This is a genomic window from Modestobacter sp. URMC 112, from assembly GCF_053502575.1.
This window is the reverse complement of the sequence record NZ_CP199957.1, coordinates 1,677,483-1,694,538: the sequence shown is the minus strand read 5'-3', so window position 1 is coordinate 1,694,538 and position 17,056 is coordinate 1,677,483. Positions and strand designations below refer to the sequence as shown.

General features: G+C 75.7%; 18 protein-coding genes. 8 read left to right on the top strand and 10 right to left on the bottom strand.

What is annotated here, in order from left to right; genetic code table 11:
• The first annotated feature begins 99 nt into the window (after positions 1-99).
• Positions 100-849, top strand: coding sequence for an IclR family transcriptional regulator (locus ACWIX6_RS07975; protein WP_448616307.1), 750 nt, complete (start codon positions 100-102; stop codon positions 847-849).
• 45 nt (positions 850-894) lie between these two features.
• Here ACWIX6_RS07975 and ACWIX6_RS07970 read toward each other — a convergent pair whose 3' ends face one another.
• The 6 genes from ACWIX6_RS07970 to ACWIX6_RS07945 form a co-directional block, all read right to left on the bottom strand.
• The gene (locus ACWIX6_RS07970) at positions 895-1,713 is read right to left on the bottom strand and encodes an SDR family NAD(P)-dependent oxidoreductase (RefSeq protein ID WP_448616306.1); all 819 of its coding nucleotides are present in this window, start codon (positions 1,711-1,713) and stop codon (positions 895-897) included.
• A 59-nt stretch (positions 1,714-1,772) separates the two neighbouring features.
• Positions 1,773-2,603 (bottom strand): ABC transporter permease, encoded by an 831-nt coding sequence (locus ACWIX6_RS07965; protein WP_448616305.1) that lies wholly within the window; start codon positions 2,601-2,603, stop codon positions 1,773-1,775.
• 2 nt (positions 2,604-2,605) lie between these two features.
• Positions 2,606-3,451: an ABC transporter permease gene (locus ACWIX6_RS07960; RefSeq protein WP_448616304.1), complete on the bottom strand. Its 846-nt coding sequence runs from the start codon at positions 3,449-3,451 to the stop codon at positions 2,606-2,608.
• Complete coding sequence (locus ACWIX6_RS07955) at positions 3,448-4,494, bottom strand: ABC transporter ATP-binding protein (RefSeq protein ID WP_448616303.1); 1,047 nt, start codon at positions 4,492-4,494, stop codon at positions 3,448-3,450. The genes ACWIX6_RS07960 and ACWIX6_RS07955 overlap by 4 nt, the downstream gene beginning before the upstream one ends.
• 182 nt (positions 4,495-4,676) lie before the next feature.
• Complete coding sequence (locus ACWIX6_RS07950; RefSeq protein WP_448616302.1) at positions 4,677-6,056, bottom strand: hypothetical protein; 1,380 nt, start codon at positions 6,054-6,056, stop codon at positions 4,677-4,679.
• A complete protein-coding gene (locus ACWIX6_RS07945; protein WP_448616301.1) occupies positions 6,053-6,571 on the bottom strand; it encodes a SigE family RNA polymerase sigma factor in 519 nt (172 codons plus the stop codon). Before ACWIX6_RS07945 ends, ACWIX6_RS07950 begins: the two co-directional genes overlap by 4 nt.
• Before the next feature lie 120 nt (positions 6,572-6,691).
• Between ACWIX6_RS07945 and ACWIX6_RS07940 the strand changes: the two genes are divergently transcribed.
• The 5 genes from ACWIX6_RS07940 to ACWIX6_RS07920 all read left to right on the top strand — a co-directional run bounded on the left by ACWIX6_RS07940 (position 6,692) and on the right by ACWIX6_RS07920 (position 9,788).
• Entirely contained in the window at positions 6,692-6,907 is a 216-nt protein-coding gene (locus ACWIX6_RS07940) for a hypothetical protein (RefSeq protein WP_448616300.1), read from the top strand.
• Between the two features lie 104 nt (positions 6,908-7,011).
• Entirely contained in the window at positions 7,012-8,022 is a 1,011-nt protein-coding gene (locus tag ACWIX6_RS07935; RefSeq protein ID WP_448616299.1) for an alcohol dehydrogenase catalytic domain-containing protein, read from the top strand.
• Positions 8,023-8,103: 81 nt separating this feature from the next.
• Positions 8,104-9,342, top strand: a complete 1,239-nt coding sequence (locus ACWIX6_RS07930) for an MFS transporter (protein ID WP_448616298.1) — start codon at positions 8,104-8,106, stop codon at positions 9,340-9,342.
• A 50-nt stretch (positions 9,343-9,392) separates the two neighbouring features.
• The gene (locus ACWIX6_RS07925; protein ID WP_448616297.1) at positions 9,393-9,521 is read left to right on the top strand and encodes a hypothetical protein; all 129 of its coding nucleotides are present in this window, start codon (positions 9,393-9,395) and stop codon (positions 9,519-9,521) included.
• 84 nt (positions 9,522-9,605) lie between these two features.
• Entirely contained in the window at positions 9,606-9,788 is a 183-nt protein-coding gene (locus ACWIX6_RS07920; protein WP_448616296.1) for a hypothetical protein, read from the top strand.
• 143 nt (positions 9,789-9,931) lie between these two features.
• On the opposite strand, the gene ACWIX6_RS07915 is transcribed toward ACWIX6_RS07920, so the two are convergent.
• The 4 genes from ACWIX6_RS07915 to ACWIX6_RS07900 are packed head-to-tail and all read right to left on the bottom strand — an operon-like array spanning position 9,932 to position 13,762.
• Positions 9,932-11,149, bottom strand: coding sequence for an FAD-dependent oxidoreductase (locus tag ACWIX6_RS07915; RefSeq protein WP_448616295.1), 1,218 nt, complete (start codon positions 11,147-11,149; stop codon positions 9,932-9,934).
• Complete coding sequence (locus ACWIX6_RS07910) at positions 11,146-11,838, bottom strand: maleylpyruvate isomerase family mycothiol-dependent enzyme (protein WP_448616294.1); 693 nt, start codon at positions 11,836-11,838, stop codon at positions 11,146-11,148. Before ACWIX6_RS07910 ends, ACWIX6_RS07915 begins: the two co-directional genes overlap by 4 nt.
• The gene (locus ACWIX6_RS07905) at positions 11,835-12,662 is read right to left on the bottom strand and encodes a fumarylacetoacetate hydrolase family protein (protein WP_448616293.1); all 828 of its coding nucleotides are present in this window, start codon (positions 12,660-12,662) and stop codon (positions 11,835-11,837) included. The genes ACWIX6_RS07910 and ACWIX6_RS07905 overlap by 4 nt, the downstream gene beginning before the upstream one ends.
• A complete protein-coding gene (locus tag ACWIX6_RS07900; protein ID WP_448616292.1) occupies positions 12,662-13,762 on the bottom strand; it encodes a cupin domain-containing protein in 1,101 nt (366 codons plus the stop codon). The genes ACWIX6_RS07905 and ACWIX6_RS07900 overlap by 1 nt, the downstream gene beginning before the upstream one ends.
• 184 nt (positions 13,763-13,946) lie before the next feature.
• Here ACWIX6_RS07900 and ACWIX6_RS07895 point away from each other — a divergent pair, with 184 nt between their 5' ends.
• Both ACWIX6_RS07895 and ACWIX6_RS07890 read left to right on the top strand, forming a co-directional pair.
• Positions 13,947-15,608, top strand: a complete 1,662-nt coding sequence (locus tag ACWIX6_RS07895) for an FAD-dependent oxidoreductase (protein ID WP_448616291.1) — start codon at positions 13,947-13,949, stop codon at positions 15,606-15,608.
• 2 nt (positions 15,609-15,610) lie between these two features.
• Positions 15,611-17,050 carry an ATP-binding protein gene (locus tag ACWIX6_RS07890; protein ID WP_448616290.1) on the top strand — a complete coding sequence of 480 codons (1,440 nt, stop codon included), beginning with the start codon at positions 15,611-15,613 and terminating at the stop codon, positions 17,048-17,050.
• Positions 17,051-17,056: the final 6 nt, after the last annotated feature.

Here is a 17,056-nt window from a genome sequence, read left to right as displayed (position 1 = left end):
ACGGTAGTGCCCGGCCGGCCGGAGCCGGCGCGGCGGGGGCGGCGGCCGACCACGTCCGGGAGCCCGCTCTGGCGAACGTCCGGGCAGTAGGTTCCGCTGGTGACGACCGGCGAGCCGTCCCCGGCCTACCTGGTGGACGCCGCGGACAAGGCACTTCAGCTGCTGGTGCTGCTGCAGGAGCGCGACTCGCTGGGGGTCAGCGAGGCGGCGGCGCAACTGGGCGTCGCCCGGTCCACGGCGCACCGGCTGCTCGCCACGCTGCGTCACCGGGGGTTCGCCGTGCAGTCCGCCGACCGCCGCTACCGGGCCGGGCCGGCGCTCCGTCGCGCCACCGCGCGCAGCCGGTCGACGGCCACCCTGGTCGAGCTGGCCGGCCCGCTGGTCGCCCAGTTGCGCGACGAGCTCAACGAGACCGTGCACCTGGTGGTCCTGGACGGCACCGAGGCGGTCTTCCTGCTCAGCGAGGAGGGACGCCAGCCGCTGCGGATCGCCTCCCGGGCCGGTTCCCGGCTGCCGGCCCGGCACGCCTCCGGCGGCAAGGTGCTGCTCGCCGCCCTGGACCCGGCCGAGCTGGCCCGCCGCGCCACCGCGGCCGGTCTGGACGCGGCGGAGCTGGCCGCGCTGGAGCGGTCGCTGGCCCGGGTCCGGCAGACCGGCGTGGGGGTGAACCGGGGCGAGACCGAGGCCGGGATCGGTGCCGTCGCCGTCGCCGTCCGCGGGGACGACGGCACCGCGATCGCCGCGCTGGCGGTGTCCGTGCCCTTGATGCGGCTCTCCCGGTCCAGGATCGCCGAGCTGACCGGGGCGCTGGGCCGCTGCGCCGCGGCGATCAGCGCCCTGGTCGGCTGACCGCTCCCGGCTCCCCCGGGAGGAGAGCCGGCAGCGGCCGGGTGCTCACTCGCGGGGCTTGGCGAAGACCCGGTTGCCGAGGGCCTTGACGGCATCCGGGAGCACCTTGTTGGCCGCCTCCATGGCCTTGACCGCCAGCGACGCGGCGACGACCTTCCGCTCGCCGGCCATCAGCGCCTCGAAGCCCTGCGCGGCGACGTCCGCCGGGTCGTCCTTGGGCCCCTGGCCCATCCCGGTGGCCAGCATGTGCGCCCGGGAGAAGAAGTTGGTGTCCGTGGGCCCGGGCATCAGCGAGGTGACCGTCACCGCGGACCCCTTGTCCTTCAGCTCGTCCTGCACGGCCTCGGTCAGCGACTGCACGAAGGACTTGGAGGCGTTGTACACCGGCTGGTAGGACCCGGGCTGGGTGGAGGCGATCGAGGAGGTCACCAGCACCCGGCCCTCGTCCCGCGCGGTCATGTCCTGCAGGACGAGCTTCATCAGCCGGGCCGTGGAGACGACGTTGAGCTCCATGATCTCCAGGTCGGCGGCCCAGTCGGTGTCGACGAAGGCGCCACCCTCACCGACGCCGGCGTTGATCGCGGCGGCCTGCAGCGGCCGGCCCACGCCCTGCACCCGGCTCCACAGCAGGTCGACTCCCTCGGACGTGCGCAGGTCGGCCTGGACGGCGTGCACCTCGGCACCGGCCGTCCGCAGTCCGACGGCGGCGGTCTCGATCGCGGCGTCCTCGGCGTTCACCACCACGTCGAAGCCGTGCTGGGCGAACTGCCGGGCGAGCTCCAGGCCGATGCCGCTGGAGGCACCGGTGACCAGGGCGAGGGGCTTGGTCTGGGGTGCGGTGACGTTCCCGCTGTACTCGGTCATGGACCGTCCGGTACCCGGCTGCGGCAGCCGTCAACACCGCTCCGGCGTGCCGCCGGCGGTCAGGCGGAGGCGCCGCTGTAGTGCCGCAGACCCAGCCGCCACAGCGCCCGGCTGCTGGCGAACAGCGCGGTGGTGAACACCGCCGCCCCCAGCAGCGACCAGCCGGTCGCCCGCCCGGTCAGCGCCTCGGCCGGCACGGTGATCGCGAAGGCCAGCGGGACCAGGAAGGTGAACCCGAGGCGCAGCCAGCCGGGGTAGACGCTCACCGGCCAACGCCCCGCCTGGTACATCCCGTCGAAGAGCTCGACCAGGCTGTCGACCCGGACGATCCAGAACGCCCCGACGGTCAGCACCAGCCAGAAGCAGTAGATGGCCACCGCACCCAGGGCGAGCGCCACCAGGAAGCCCAGCACCGCCAGGACGCCGACCGGCCGGTCCAGCCGGACGACGGCGACCACCACCAGCGCGGCGCCCACCAGGACGTCGACGGCCTGCCACAGCCGGAACCGGCGGACACTGACCAGCAGCTGCCCGTCGGCCGGCTTGGTCAGGACGAAGTCCAGGGTCCCCTGGTGGACGTCCTCCATCAGCTGCTGCATGTTCGGCTGGACGACCGACCGGATCACCCCGCCCATCAGCACGTACACGCCCATCACCACGAGCAGCTCGTCCGCCGACCAGCCACCGAGCGAGTCGGTGTGGGAGAAGACCAGCGCGAGCACCGCCAGCGACGTGCCCACGGCGACCAGCGACTGCAGCAGGCTGAAGACCACGTTGGCCCGGTACTGCAGCTCGGCCTGCACGCCCACCCGGAGGAACGTCCCGACCAGCTGCCACGCCCGGACGTCCCGGTCGGACCGGACCGCCCGGTGGCCCCTGACCCCCGCCACCGTCAGTTCCCCACCGCGGAGTAGCGCCGGACGCCGAACCGCCACACCACGGCCACCAGCAGCGCACCCGCCGCCACCCACACCGCCTGCAGGGCGAGGCCGGACCACAGCGCGCCGGTGGTGAGGTCGCCGGCGAGCACCTCGATCGGGTAGCCGAAGGTGTACTTGAACGGCGCCCAGTCGGCGAGGGTGCCGGCCCAGCCGGGGAGCAGCACCAGTGGCAGCAGCCGGCCGGACAGCAACAGCTCTGCGGTGAAGTACAGCTCGTACAGCGCGCTGACCCGCGTCGTCCAGAAGGTCACCATGCCGAGGGCCCACAGCAGCATCGAGCGGATCAGGTAGGCGCCCCAGATGGCCAGCAGGAAGACCAGCACCTCGACCGCGCTGACGTCGAACGTGGGCCGGAAGACCAGGGACAGGACGACGGCGATCGGCAGCCACAGCACGATGACCACGACCTTCCACCCGGCGAAGTAGGCCAGGTCGAAGTGGATCGGGTGCACCGGGCGGACCAGCATCCCGGACAGCTCACCCTGCCGGATCCGCTCCTCCCAGCCGTAGGGGGTGAAGACGATGTTCATGTTCCGGACCAGGGTCCACACGATGTAGTACGCGGCGAACTCGCCGGCGGTGATGCCCTGCACCGAGCCGCCCTGCGCGTCGGCGACGGCCGACCACACCACCAGGTAGATCACCGGCTCGGCGATCATCCCGAGCATGTAGAGGTAGTTCGCCGTCCGGTACTGGAACTGCGTCTGCACCGCCGTCCGCATCACCACGGCGTAGAAGCCCGCCAGCCCGCCGGCCGGGCGCCGCTCCCCGGCCGCCGCCGCGACCGGCCGGCTCACGGCCGCACCGCCGCGCCGCCCTCGGCCGGCGCCGCACCCCGGGCGGTGAACAGCCGCTCGATGACGTCCTCGATCGGCGGGTCCTCGATGGTCAGGTCGCTGACCTGGTGGTCGGTGAGCAGCCGCCCGGCGACCGCCGAGGCCGACGCCTTGGGCACCCGCAGGCTGGTGCGCCCGTCCGGCGTCGTCTCCACCACCTCGCCGTAGCCGGAGAGGTCCGCGGCGGCGTCGACCAGCTGCACGGTGATGGTCTGGTCAGGGGAGAACCGGCTGGTCAGCGCGCGCAGCGCGCCGTCGTGGAGCACCACCCCGGAGTCGATGACCACCACCCGGGAGCACAGCGCCTGCACGTCGGCCATGTAGTGGCTGGTGAGCAGGATCGAGGCCCCGGTGCGCCGGTTGTACTCGGCGAGGAACGCGCGGATCCGCTTCTGTGCGGTGACGTCCAGGCCGATGGTCGGCTCGTCGAGGAAGAGCACCTGCGGCCGGTGCAGCAGCGCCGCAACGGTCTCGGCCTTCATCCGCTCACCCAGGGACAGGTTGCGGACCGGCTTGCGCACCAGGTCGCCGATGTCCAGCAGCTCGACCAGCTCGTCGCGGGTGCGCCGGAACTCCGCGTCGGGGATCCGGTAGACCGCGCGGTTCATCTCGAAGGAGTCCAGAGCCGGGATGTCCCACTGCAGCTGGTTGCGGTTGCCCATGACCAGGGTGATCCGGCGCAGGAACGCCTTCTCCCGGCGGGCGGGGGTGGACCCGAGGACGGTCACCTCCCCGGCGGTGGGGTGCAGCAGGCCGGAGAGCATCTTCAGCGTCGTCGTCTTCCCCGCCCCGTTGGGGCCCAGGAAGCCCACCACCTCCCCGGGCGCCACGTCGAAGGAGACCCCGGCGACCGCGTCGACGTCCCGGTGGGTGCGCCGCACCAGGCTGCGCACCGAGGCCCGCAGCCCGGCCTCCCGCTCCGGCACCCGGAAGGTCTTGCGCAGATCCCGCACCCGGATCGCCGGCTCTCCACCGCCGCCCGCGACAGCTCCGTTGGGGTCCACGCGCGGACCCTAACCGCGGGGTGGGTCCGTCCCGTACCGCTTTCCCGGGCGCCCGCCCGCCGCGGGCCGGGAGGCGGCGCCGTTCGGGCGCCGGGGCGCCGCCCGGCGGGACCGCTCGCGCGCCTCGTCGGCGAGCTGCCGGGCGGCGACGAGCAGGGCCGAGTCCGCGGCCGGGGCGGGCATCAGCCCGCGACCCGGTCGAAGAGGCCGTCGGGGGCGCCGCGGGTGACCGGCTGCTCGGGCAGCGGGATGGCGCCGGTGAACAGCCGGGCGCGCACGGCCGGACCGGAGTCGCGGACCACCGCGCTGCCGTCGACCACCGACTCCTCGGCCAGGAGCGCGCCGTCGGCGCCGAGCAGCTCGACCCGGGTCACCCCGGCCGGCGTGCTCACCAGGTAGGACAGCAGCGACCCCGAGCTGCTGGCGCCGGCCGCCTCGCACGCCGTCACCACCACGAGGTCCCCGACCGGCGTGCCGGCCGGGTGCGCCGAGGCGCCGCACGGTCCGCCCACCCCCGAGCCGTCCGCGGCGATGTCGGCGTAGGCGGTGCTGACGACCACCGCGCCCGAGGGCATCGTGAGGGCCAGGACGACCGCGTCGGCGGTCTCCCCGTCCGGCGCCGGCAGCGGCCCGGACCACAGCAGCACCGGGTCCAGGGTGTCCTCGTCCAGTCCCGTCGGGCCGGCGACCTCGGTGATCGCCTGGTCGACCGCCGTCGGGTCGGGCTCGGAGCTGCCCGGCCGCAGCGGGGTGAGCTGCGGCGGGTCGAAGGTGCGGCTGGGCCAGCTGAGCGCCGCCGGCATGCCCTCGGCCACCACCGCACCGGCCCGCAGCACCCGGTACCGGGCGGCGATCCCGGCCTCCGTGGTGGAGTCCACCTCGGTCACCGCGACGCCGTCCACCGTCGGGACCGGGGCGTACTCCCGGCGCACGCTGCCGTCGGCCTCCACCACGGCCCGCTGCGCGACCTGCACCTCCTCGCCCGGCCGGGCGAGGACCAGCAGCGCGCCGCCGGGGGCCTCCCCCGCGACGCGGGTCACCGGGTCGTCCTCGTCGAGGTACGAGACGCCGGAGTCGGCGACCAGGTCGGCGGGCGCGGCGCCGGGGGCGGCGGTGAACCACTGCCCGACCAGCGCGCCGCCGGTGCGCCCGACCACGAGCACCCAGCGACCGCCTGGGACGTCCCCGGCGAAGGCCACCTCGCGGTCGGCCCGGTCGGGGACCGGTCCTCCGGCGGACCAGTCCAGCAGCCGGACGGCGTCGAGGAAGGCCCGGTCGCCGGCCAGCGAGCCGCGCACCGGGGCGTCCCACACCTCCTCGCCCGCCGCGGCCTGCCCGCCCCGGTCCGGCGGCGGACCACCGACCAGCAGCGGCACGGACACGACCACCAGCGCCACGCAGGCGGCCACCGCCAGCCCGGCCATCCGCTGCCGGCGCTCGACCCGCCGCCGGGCGAGCACCGACTCGGCCGCGGCCAGGTCGTCGCCCGCGGTGCCGCCGCTGCGGGCGGCGACCCGGGACAGCCGGTCGCGCAGCTCGGTCTCGAGCATCTCGGGGGTCATCGCCGTCCTGCCTCTCGGTCGACCCGGGTGGGGGCGAGCAGCTCGCGCAGGCGGGTCATGGCCCGGGAGCTCTGTGTCTTGACCGTGCCGACCGAGCAGCCCAGCAGCTCGGCGGTCTGCGCCTCGGAGCGGTCCTCGTAGAAGCGCAGGACGACCACGGCCCGCATCCGCGGCGGCAGCGCGCGCAGCGCGCGGACCAGCTCGTCGTCCCGTTCCGCCGCCGGGTCGGCCGGGCCGTCGGGCATCGTCTCCATCACCTGCTCGGTGCTGCTGAGCCGGCGGCGCCAGCTGGTGTGGGTGGTGACCAGCACCCGGCGGACGTAGGCGGTCGGGTCGCCCCGTCCGCTCACCCGCCCCCAGTGCCGGTGGGTCTTCAGCAGGGCCAGCTGCACCAGGTCCTCGGCGTGCCCGTGGTCGCCGGTGAGCAGGTACGCCGTGCGCAGCAGCGACCGCCGCTGGTCGAGCACGAACTGCCGGAACGCCGCGTCGCCGTCCTGCCCCGCGTCCGTGCCCACCGCCCACCTCCCCCGTCGCCGGCCGGTGCCGGCCCTCACCCGGGTACACGCGGTGAGGTGCCCGAGAGGTTGACAGGCCCTGCCGACGAAACGGGCGACGCCGGCGGAAGACTCGGTGACATGACGGAGAACGCGGGCCCGGTGCGGTGCTCGGCCAAGGGGTGCGCGGAACCCGCGCAGTGGCTGCTGGTGTGGAACAACCCCCGGCTGCACACCCCCGACCGGGAGAAGACCTGGACAGCATGCGACCGGCACCGCGAGCCGCTGTCGCACCACCTGGCCATCAGGTCGTTCCTGCGCCGGGTGGACCCGCTGGCCCCGCCCGGGGGTGCGTAGCCTCGGCGGCGCACACGGGGGCCCGGGCGCGGGCGGGGACGGCGGACGACCCCCGCCGACGGTCCACACCTGATCCGGTTCCCACCGGCGGAGGGAGCTGCCCGATGCTCGCCGCGCGCTTCCACGCAGCAGGCCGGCCACTGGGGCTGGACGACGTCCCGGTGCCCCGGCCCGGCCCGGACGAGGTCCGGGTCCGGGTGCGGGCCGCCGGGGTGTGCGGCACGGAGCTGCACTTCACCGACGGCCTCTACGCGCCGTCGCGCACGCCGATGACGCTGGGCCACGAGGCGGCCGGCACGGTGGACGCGGTCGGCGCGGCGGTCACCGGCTGGGCCGAGGGCGACCGGGTGGCCGTCTACTACTACCTGTTCTGCGGCTCCTGCCGGTGGTGCCTACGCGGCCGGCAGAACCTGTGCCTGGCCCCGCGCGGGGTGCTCGCCTTCGCCGCGGACGGCGCCTTCGCCGAGCACGTCGTGGTCCCGGCGCACTGCCTGGTCCGGCTGCCCGCCGAGCTCTCCTTCCCCGCCGCGGCCCCGCTGTGCTGCGCGGGCACGACGGCAGTGCACGCGCTGACCGAGGCCGCCGTCGAGCCCGGCGAGGTGGTCGTCGTGCTGGGCAGCGGCGGGGTCGGGCTGGCCGCGGTGCAGGAGGCCCGCCGCAGGGGCGCGACGGTGGTGGCGGTGAGCCGGCACCCGGGACGCCGGGACGCCGCCCGCGCGGCCGGCGCGGCGCTCGCCGTCGGACCGGAGGGGACGGCGGACGCGGTGACGCGGCTGTCCGGGGGCCAGGGCGCCGACGTCGTGGTGGAGCTGGCCGGGGTCACCGCCACGCTCGAGCTGGCCACCGCGGTGCTCGGGCGCCGCGGCCGGCTGGTCCTGGTCGGCTACAGCGCCGACCTGGTGACCGTGAGCCCGCTGTCCCTGGTGGTGTCCGAGCAGCGGGTGGTCGCCAGCGTCGGCAACACCGTGGCCGAGCTGGAGGCCGCGGTCGCGCTGGCCGCGGCCGGGGACCTCACCCCGCCGGTCGCCGCGACCCTGCCGCTGGCCTCGGTCAACGAGGCACTGGACCGGCTGCGCGCCGGCGAGGTGACCGGTCGGCTGGTCCTGGAGCCCTGACCCGTACCACCGCGACGGGCGCCCCGCCGAGCCGCCCCCGGGACGGTGGAGCGGCCGCGTGCCCTGTCAGGATCGGTCCTCGTGCGACGCCGCCGCGGGACCGACCCCCTGCCCCGCGAGGTCGGCGTCCTCGCCATCGTCGCCTTCGTGGTCGCGCTCGGGTTCGGCGTCGTCGCCCCGGCCATCCCGCTGTTCGTGCAGGACTACGGCGTCGGGACGACGGCGGTCGGGCTGGCCGTCAGCGCCTTCGCCTTCTTCCGGTTCGTCTCCGCCTTCGCCGGGGGCTCGCTGGTCGAGCGGCTGGGCGAGCGGACGGTGCTGGCCGCCGGCCTGGTGATGGTGGCGGTGACCACCGGGCTGGCCGCGCTGGCCGGGGACTTCCCGCTGTTCGTGGCGCTGCGCGCGGCCGGTGGCATCGGCAGCGCGCTGTTCACCGTCGCCGCGCTGTCGCTGCTGCTGCGCACCGCGCCGCCCGACCAGCGCGGGCGTTCCGCGGCCACCTACCAGGGCGGCTTCATCCTCGGCGGCATCGCCGGCCCGGCGGCCGGGGGGTTCCTCACCGAGGTCTCCCCCCGGCTGCCGTTCTTCGTGTACTCCGGGTTCCTGCTGGTGGCCGGCGCGGTGGCGCTGGTGATGCTCGGCCGGCCGTCGCCGACCACGACCGCCGGCCCCGCTCCCGAGGCCGACGACCCCGCCGCCGACGCGCCGCCGTCCCCGGTCGGGGACCCGGCGGCCGCCCCGGGGCTGGCGGCGGCGTTCCGCTCCCGCGCCTACCTGGCCGCGCTGGCGGCCAACCTCGGGGTGGGCTGGGTGCTGTTCGGGGTGCGGAACTCGCTCGTGCCGCTGTACGTCACCGAGGACCTGGGCAAGACGGTGGCCTGGGCCGGGGCGGGCCTGCTGGCCGGGTCGGTCGCCCAGGCCGTCGGCCTGCTGCGCGCCGGCCGGCTCTCGGACAGCTGGGGACGGCGCCCGTCCCTGGTGCTCGGCTCGGCGCTGGCCACCGCGTCGATGGCGGTCCTGGTGCTGCCCCCGGCCACCGGGCTGTTCCTGCTGTCCATGGCCACCTTCGGCCTGGCCGCGTCACTGCTGGCCAGCGTGCCCGCGGCGATCATCGGCGACGTCAGCCCGGGCCGCGGCGGGCGGCTGGTCGCGGTCTTCCAGATGGTCGCCGACCTCGGTGCCGTGGTCGGTCCGCTGGTCGCCGGGTGGCTGACCGACGTGTTCTCCTTCCAGGTCGCCTTCGCGGTGAGCACCGCCGTGGTGGGGCTGAGCCTGCTCACCGCGCTGGCCATGCCCCGCACCCCGCGCCCCATCGGCTGACCCGACCGGGACCGCTGGTCACCTGCCCCGGGCCGGTGGATGCTGGCGCCGTGGCCGCTTCCTTGGACACCGACGCGGCGGGGACCTCCCGCCGGACGTTCGTGCACGTCGCGACCCTCGCCCTGGACCCCGGTGGCGACGTCCGCGCACCGGGCGCGGCCATCACCCTGCGGTTGTGAGGCAGCACGACGCACGATCCGCCGTGCCCGCTGGCGCCGCACCACACCGCGGCCGACGACGCGGGGGGCGAGCTGCGTCTGCGGGTGCTGTTCGCCGCCGACCCGGCCGACGAGACCCGGGTGCGGCAGCTGGTGGACGAGGCACTCGCCGGCGGGGAGCTCACCGGCCCCGACGGCGCACGGGCGTCGTGGCGGCTGCTCGACTCCGGCCGCGGGTCCGTCCGGTCCGAGGAGGAGCGGCACGGGAGGCGACTGGCCCGGGGCTGACCCCGACGGGATCCGGTCCGGCGCCCCGCTCGCCGGCGGGCTTCAGCCCGAAAGAGCACGCGGGCTTGAGCCCGAAAGAGCACGCGTGCTTGAGCCCGAAAAAGCACGCGTACTTGAGCCCGAAGGAGCTCGCGGGCTCGAGCTCAGGTCCGGGGCGGGCCGTACAGCCAGTCCAGGTACCGCGCGTGGTCGGTCGGCAGGGTGCGCAGCAGCTCGTTGCGGAGCAGCCGGGCCAGCCCGTCGACGTGCCAGATCTCGCCCCAGACGCGCGCTGTGGACTGCACCCGCGCGGTGCGCTCCCGCCGGGCGTCGGCGTAGCCGGCCAGCGCGGCCGGCACGTCGCCGGGCAGCCCGGACGGCGTCGAGAGCGCCGCGGCGAGGGCGACGCCGTCCTCGATGGACTGGCAGGCGCCCTGGGCGAGGTACTGCAGCATCGGGTGCGCCGCGTCGCCGAGCAGCGCCAGCCGGCCCTGCACCCAGTGCTCGATCGGCTCCCGGTCGTACATCTGCCAGCGCCGGTCGCGCCACAGCAGCGGCAGGGCCTCGCGCACCGGTCCGCAGGCCCGGGCGAACACCTCGTCCAGCTCCTCCGGCCCGCCCCAGTCGGGGTCGGAGGGGTCGGCGAGGTACCCGGGCGAACGGAACACCGCCACGGTGTTGACCATCTCCCCGGCCCGCAGCGCGTACTGCACGCAGTGCATGCCCGGGCCGATGAAGACCGTGACGTCGCCGGGGTCGACGTGCTCGGCGGCCTGCTCGGACGGCACCGTCCCGCGGTAGGCCACGTACCCCGACGACACCGGCTGGTCGTCGGACAGCCGGGCCCTCAGCGACGAGCGCAGCCCGTCCGCGCCGACCACGGCCGCGGCCCGGTGCACCGACCCGTCGGCGCAGGACACCCGCACCCCGTCGTCGTCCTGGTCGACGTCGACGGTCTGCCGGCCGGTCTCCAGCGCGACGCCGGCGGCGGCGCACGCGCCGACCAGGACGTCGAGCAGGTCCGACCGGTGGACGACGACGTAGGGGCCGCCGTACCGGGCGACGAAGCCGGCGTCCAGGTCCCGGTGGGTCAGCGCCGAGCCGTCCAGGGCGTCCCGGACCACCAGCCGCCGGGGCAGCACGCCGCGGGCGACGACCTCCTCCAGCACCCCGAGCCGTTCCAGCTCGCGGGTGGCGTTGGGCGCCAGCTGCAGCCCGGCCCCCACCTCGGCGAACTCCGCGGACCGCTCCAGCACCCGCACCGACCGCCCGGCCCGGGCGAGCGCCAGGGCCGCGGTCAGCCCGCCGATCCCGCCGCCGACCACGACCACGTCCGCCGTGGTCCGCTGCGCCCGCGCCGGGGCGGCGGCCCCGGCGCTCACAGCCAGGCGGCCAGGGCGGGCAGCGGCCCATCGGCCTCCAGGCCGGTCCCGGCGCTGCGGCCGGTCAGCCAGGCGGTCACCTCCGGCAGCGGGCCGGCCACGGCCAGGGCGCCGGTCCCCCACTCGCGGTCCCCGGCGAAGACGGCGACGTCGGGCACCTGGTCGCGGCGGTCCCACATCCGGAACACGTCGTCCACCAGCGCGGCGAGCACGTCGTCGGGGACGTCGGCGAACCCGACCCCGGCGTCGAGGTCGACGGCGTGCACCCACACCTCGCGGCAGCGCATCCACGGCACCTCGGTGGCCGGGACCATCCGGCCCTGGGCGGTGCGCACCTGCGCCGTCCAGGCCTCGTCGGGCAGCCCGTGCACCGCCTGCGCCAGCCGCCCGGTGGCGGCCAGCACCTCACCGCGCAGCCGGGCCGGGGGGAGCGCGGCGGTCTCGGCGATGCCGGCGTCCCGGGCCTCGGGCGAGGGGTACATCGGGGTCTCCACCCCGGTGCGCGCCCAGTCCAGCAGGTTGACCAGGGCGTCGGCGTTGCGGGCCAGGTGCGCCAGCAGCTGCTGGCGGCTCCAGCCCGGCAGCAGCGACGGGGCGGCGAGCTCCTCGTCGGTCAGCCGGCCCAGCGCGGTGCCCAGGTGCTGCTCGCCGTCGGCCCACCAGCCGAGCACCTCCGTCGGGGCGCTCACGGCCGCTTCTCCGCCACGCAGGTGTTGCGGAGCTCGCCCAGGCCGGAGATCGAGGTGGTCAGCACCTGGCCGGGCTGCAGGTACCGCGGTGGCCTGCGGGCGTGTCCGACGCCGCCGGGGGTGCCCAGCGCGAGGACGTCGCCGGGCTGCAGGGTGAGGACGGTGGAGACGTAGGCGATGGTCGCGACCGCGCCGAACACCATGTCGTCGGTGTTCGCCGTCTGCACCACCTCGCCGTCCACCGCGCAGGACAGCTCCAGGCCGGTGCCGGCCTCGTCCGGGGTGACCAGCTCCGGGCCCAGCGGTGTGGTGGCCTCGAACGTCTTGCCCTGCAGCCACTGCAGCGTGCGGTACTGCCAGTCGCGGGCGGTGACGTCGTTGAGCACCGCGTAGCCGGCGATCGCGGCCTCGGCGGCCTGCTCGTCTGCGTGCCGCACCGGGGACCCGATCACCACCGCGAGCTCGGCCTCCCAGTCGACGGCCTCGGACGCCGCGGGCAGCACGACGTCGTCGTACGCCCCGATCAGCGCCTCGGCGAACTTCGCGAACAGCGTCGGGTGCGCGGGGGTCTCCCGGCCCATCTCGGCGATGTGCTGACCGTAGTTCACCCCCACGCAGATGATCTTGCCGGGGCGCGGGACCACCGGGGCGTGGTCCAGGCCGGCGGGGTCGTGGGCCGGGCCGTCGGCGGCCCCGGCGGCGGCGCGCCAGTCGCCGGCGCGCAGCAGCTCCCCGACGTCCGCGTGCCCGGTCTCGACGGCCCGGTCGGCGTCGACCCGGACGGCGCGGGTGCCACCGGCGGTGCGGATCGTGGCCAGCCGCATCAGGCGCTCGCCTCGGTGCGCAGCAGGGCGAGCTTCTCGAACACCGGGGCGTCGGAGAAGGCGAACAGGTCCAGCGCAGAGTCCGCCTGGACGCTGAACTCGCACCACGAGGGGACGGCGATCACGTCACCGTGCTCGAGGGTGCGGGCCTCGCCGTCCAGGGTGACGGTGCCGCCGCCGGAGAACACCTGCCAGACCGAGGACGCCGTCGTCCGGGTGCGGCGGGTCCGCGTTCCGGCCGACAGCCGGTGCATCTCGGTGCGCATGGTGGTCAGCGCGTCGCCACCGGTGGTGGGGTTGCTGAACCGGACGGCGGCGTGGCCGGGCTCCACCACGGCGCCGGGGACGCCTTCGGCCTCCAGCTCCAGCTGCGCGGTCAGCGCGGCGTCGGTGTGCGCCCAGCGGTAGGCCATCAGCGGCGACTGGGGACGGGCGCCGACCGCGGCGACCGGGGTGAGCCCCGGGCCGCCCCACAGCCGCTCGGAGTTCGACCGCTCCGGCGTGCGCTTGGTGCGGACCTCGTCCGGGCCGAACTCGAAGAAGCCCTGGTCGGTCTCGGCGACCAGCGGGATGTCCAGCCCGTCGAGCCAGGCCATCGGGGTGTCGGAGACGTTCTGGTGGCCGTGGAAGTGCCAGCCGGGCGTCAGCAGCAGGTCGCCGCGGCGCATCGCCACCGGGTCGCCGTCGACGACCGTCCACACGCCCTCGCCCTCGAGCACGAAGCGGAAGGCGGACTGGGAGTGCCGGTGCTCGGGGGCGTTCTCCCGCGGGGCGAGGTACTGGATCGCCGCCCACAGCGTGGGGGTGGTGTACGGGTCCCCGGGCAGGCCGGGGTTGCCCAGGCTGATCGCCCGGCGCTCCCCGCCGCGGCCGACCGGGACCAGCTCGCCACTGCGGGCGGCGAGCGGGTACAGCTCCGCCCAGCGCCACAGGTGCGGCACCGCCTTCGGGTGCGGGACATGAGGCATCAGGCCCTCGCGGGTGCGCCACAGCGGGGTCATGCCGACGGCGTCGAAGTCGCGGTACAGCTCGGCCAGCCGGGCCTGGTGGTCGGGGCTGTCGAAGTCCACCGGGGCGCGGCGGCTCTCGAGGGTGGTCATGGTCGAACCGTAGCCACGGATTCGTGAGCGGACGACAGAGAGACCCTCTCGTTCTGCTGCTCGTAACGGCGGCCGTCGCCGGGCGCCCCCTGCCCGGCAGCGGGCTTCCGCAGCGGGCGCCGGAGGACGACGATGGGCCCGCCGGCCGGTCCCGCCGCGGACCGGCGGCCGCGACGGGAGGCCCGTGACAGCCCGACCAGTACTGCTCACCGTGGACGACGACCCCTCGGTGAGCCGCGCCGTCGCCCGCGACCTGCGCCGCCGCTACGGCGACCGGTACCGGGTGGTCCGCGCCGAGAGCGGCGCGGACGCGCTCGCGGTGCTGCGCGAGCTCACCGCCCGCGGGGAGTCCACCGCGCTGCTGCTGGCCGACCACCGGATGCCCGGGATGACCGGCGTGGAGTTCCTCGAGCAGGCGATGGACCTGGTGCCCACCGCCCGCCGGGTGCTGCTCACCGCCTACGCCGACACCGACGCGGCGATCCGCGCGATCAACGACGTGGACCTGGACCGGTACCTGCTCAAGCCGTGGGACCCGCCGGAGGAGCTGCTCTACCCGGTGCTCGACGAGCTGCTGCAGCTGTGGTCGCGGACCGCCCGGGCGGCGTTCGAGGGCGTCACCCTGCTCGGCCACCAGTGGTCGGCGGAGACCCAGCAGCTCAAGGAGTTCCTGGCCCGCAACCAGGTCCCCTACCGGCACCTGCACGGGCCCGAGGCCGAGCCGATCCGGCGGGCCGCCGACCTCGCCGACGACGCCCGGCTGCCGGCCACCGTGCTGGCCGACGGCGCGGTGCTGGTGCGGCCCACCCTGCGGGACCTGGCCGCCCGCTGCGGCCTGGCCACCACCGCCGGCAGCCCCTTCTACGACGTCGTCGTGATCGGCGCCGGTCCGGCCGGCCTGGGTGCCGCGGTGTACGCCGGCAGCGAGGGGCTGCGGACGCTGCTGGTCGAGCGGACCGCCACCGGCGGCCAGGCCGGGCAGAGCAGCCGGATCGAGAACTACCTGGGCTTCCCGCAGGGGGTGTCCGGCAGCGACCTGGCCGGCCGGGCCCGGGACCAGGCGGTCCGGTTCGGCGTCGAGCTGCTCACCGCCGCCGAGGTCGTCGGCGTGGAGCCCAGCGGTGACGGCCGGTCGGTGCGCTTCGCCGACGGCAGCTCGGTCGCCGCGCACGCGGTGGTGCTGGCCACCGGCGTCTCCTGGACCCGGCTCCCCGCGGCCGGCGCGACCGAGTTCGCCGGGCGGGGCGTCTACTACGGCGCGGTCGCCCACGAGGCCGCCGACTGCGCCGGCGAGGAGGTCTACGTCGTCGGCGCGGCCAACTCCGCCGGCCAGGCCGCGCTGCACTTCGCCCGCTACGCCAGCCGGGTGGTGCTGCTGGCCCGCGGCCCTGACGTCCGGCACAGCATGTCCGAGTACCTGGTGGCCAGGATCGAGGCCTCGCCGGTGATCGAGGTGCGCACCTGCACCCAGGTGCAGGCCGTCGAAGGCGGCGAGCACCTGGAACGGCTGGTCCTCGCCGACGCGGTCACCGGGGAGGTCGAGGTCGTCCCGGCGTCCCGGCTGTTCGTCTTCATCGGCGCCTCACCGCTCACCGACTGGCTGGGCGAGGCCTTCGTCCGCGACGCGCGCGGCTTCCTGCGGACCGGGCCGGCGCTGCTGGACGACGACGGCCGCCCACCGGCCGGCTGGCCGCTGCCCCGCGCGCCCTACCACCTGGAGTGCAGCGTGCCGGGCGTGTTCGTGGCCGGCGACGTCCGCGCCGAGTCGGTGAAGCGCGTGGCGTCCGCCGTCGGCGAGGGCGCCATGGCCGTCACCCTCGTGCACCGCTACCTGGAGGCGATCTGACCGTGTCCGCACCCGAGCAGACCAGCGGGATCGACCCCGCCGAGCTGCGCTCGCTGTTCCTCTTCGCCGACCTCTCCGCCGACGACCTGCGCTGGGTCGCCGACCGGTCGGAGATCCGGGTGTACGACGCCGGCACCGTCGTCTTCTCCGAGGGCGCGCCGTCCGACGCCCTGTACGTGCTGCTGGAGGGCGGGCTGCGGCTGACCAAGAACGTCGACGGGGAGGACGCCGTCCTCAACGACACCACCCACCGCGGCTCGTACGCCGGCGCCGTCCGGGCGTTCACCAACAGCCGCGACCCGAACTACCAGACCACCCTGCGCACCACCCGGGCGAGCCGGTTCCTCCGGCTGCCCGCCCCGGACTTCGCCGCGCTGGTGCACCGGCAGTGCCCGATGGCGGTGCACCTGCTCGACGGGATCTACGAGGGGGTGCGGGCCACCGAGTCGACCATGCGCCAGCGCGAGCACCTGGTGCAGCTGGGCACCCTGTCGGCCAACCTGGCGCACGAGCTGAACAACCCCGCCGCGGCCGCCGTCCGGGCCACCGGGCAGCTGCGGTCCCGGGTCGCCGGGATGCGCCACAAGCTGCGGCTGCTGGCCGAGGGCGGCCTCTCCCCCGCGCTGGTGGCACGGCTCATCGCCACCCAGGAGAGCGCCGTCGAGCGGTCGGAGAAGCCGCGCGGGCGGCTCACCGCGCTGGAGGAGAGCGACCTGGAGGACGCCATCGCCGACCGGCTGCAGGAGCGCGGCGTGGCCGGCGCCTACGACCTGGCGCCGGTGTTCGCGGCCGCGGGCATGGACGCCGACTGGGTGGACGAGGTCGTCGGCCGGCTCGACTCCGACCTGGAGTGGGACGGCGCCTTCCGCTGGCTGGGCTACACGCTGGAGACAGAGGCCCTGATGGACGAGATCGAGGAGGCCAGCACCCGGATCTCCTCCCTCGTCGGCGCGGTGAAGCAGTACTCGCACCTGGACCAGGCCCGGCACCAGGACGTCGACGTCCGGCCCGGGCTGGACAGCACGCTGGTGATGCTCGGCCGCAAGCTCACCGGCATCGAGGTGCGCCGGGAGTACGACGCGGACCTGCCGCAGGTGCCCGGCTACCCCGCCGAGCTGAACCAGGTGTGGACCAACCTGATCGACAACGCCGTCGACGCGATGCGGAGCACCGGCGAGGGCGGCCACCTGGTGCTCCGCGCCCGGTCGGTCGACGGCACGGTCTTCGTCGAGGTGACCGACGACGGCCCCGGCGTCCCCGAGGCGGTCCGCGCGGACCTGTTCGAGCCGTTCGTCACCACCAAGGCCGCCGGCGAGGGCAGCGGCCTGGGCCTGGACAACGCCCGGCGCATCGTCGAGCGGCGGCACGGCGGCTCGCTGACGTACGCGACCGGGCCCTCGGGGACGACGTTCTGCGTCCGGCTGCCGGCCGGCACACCGTGAAGGAGG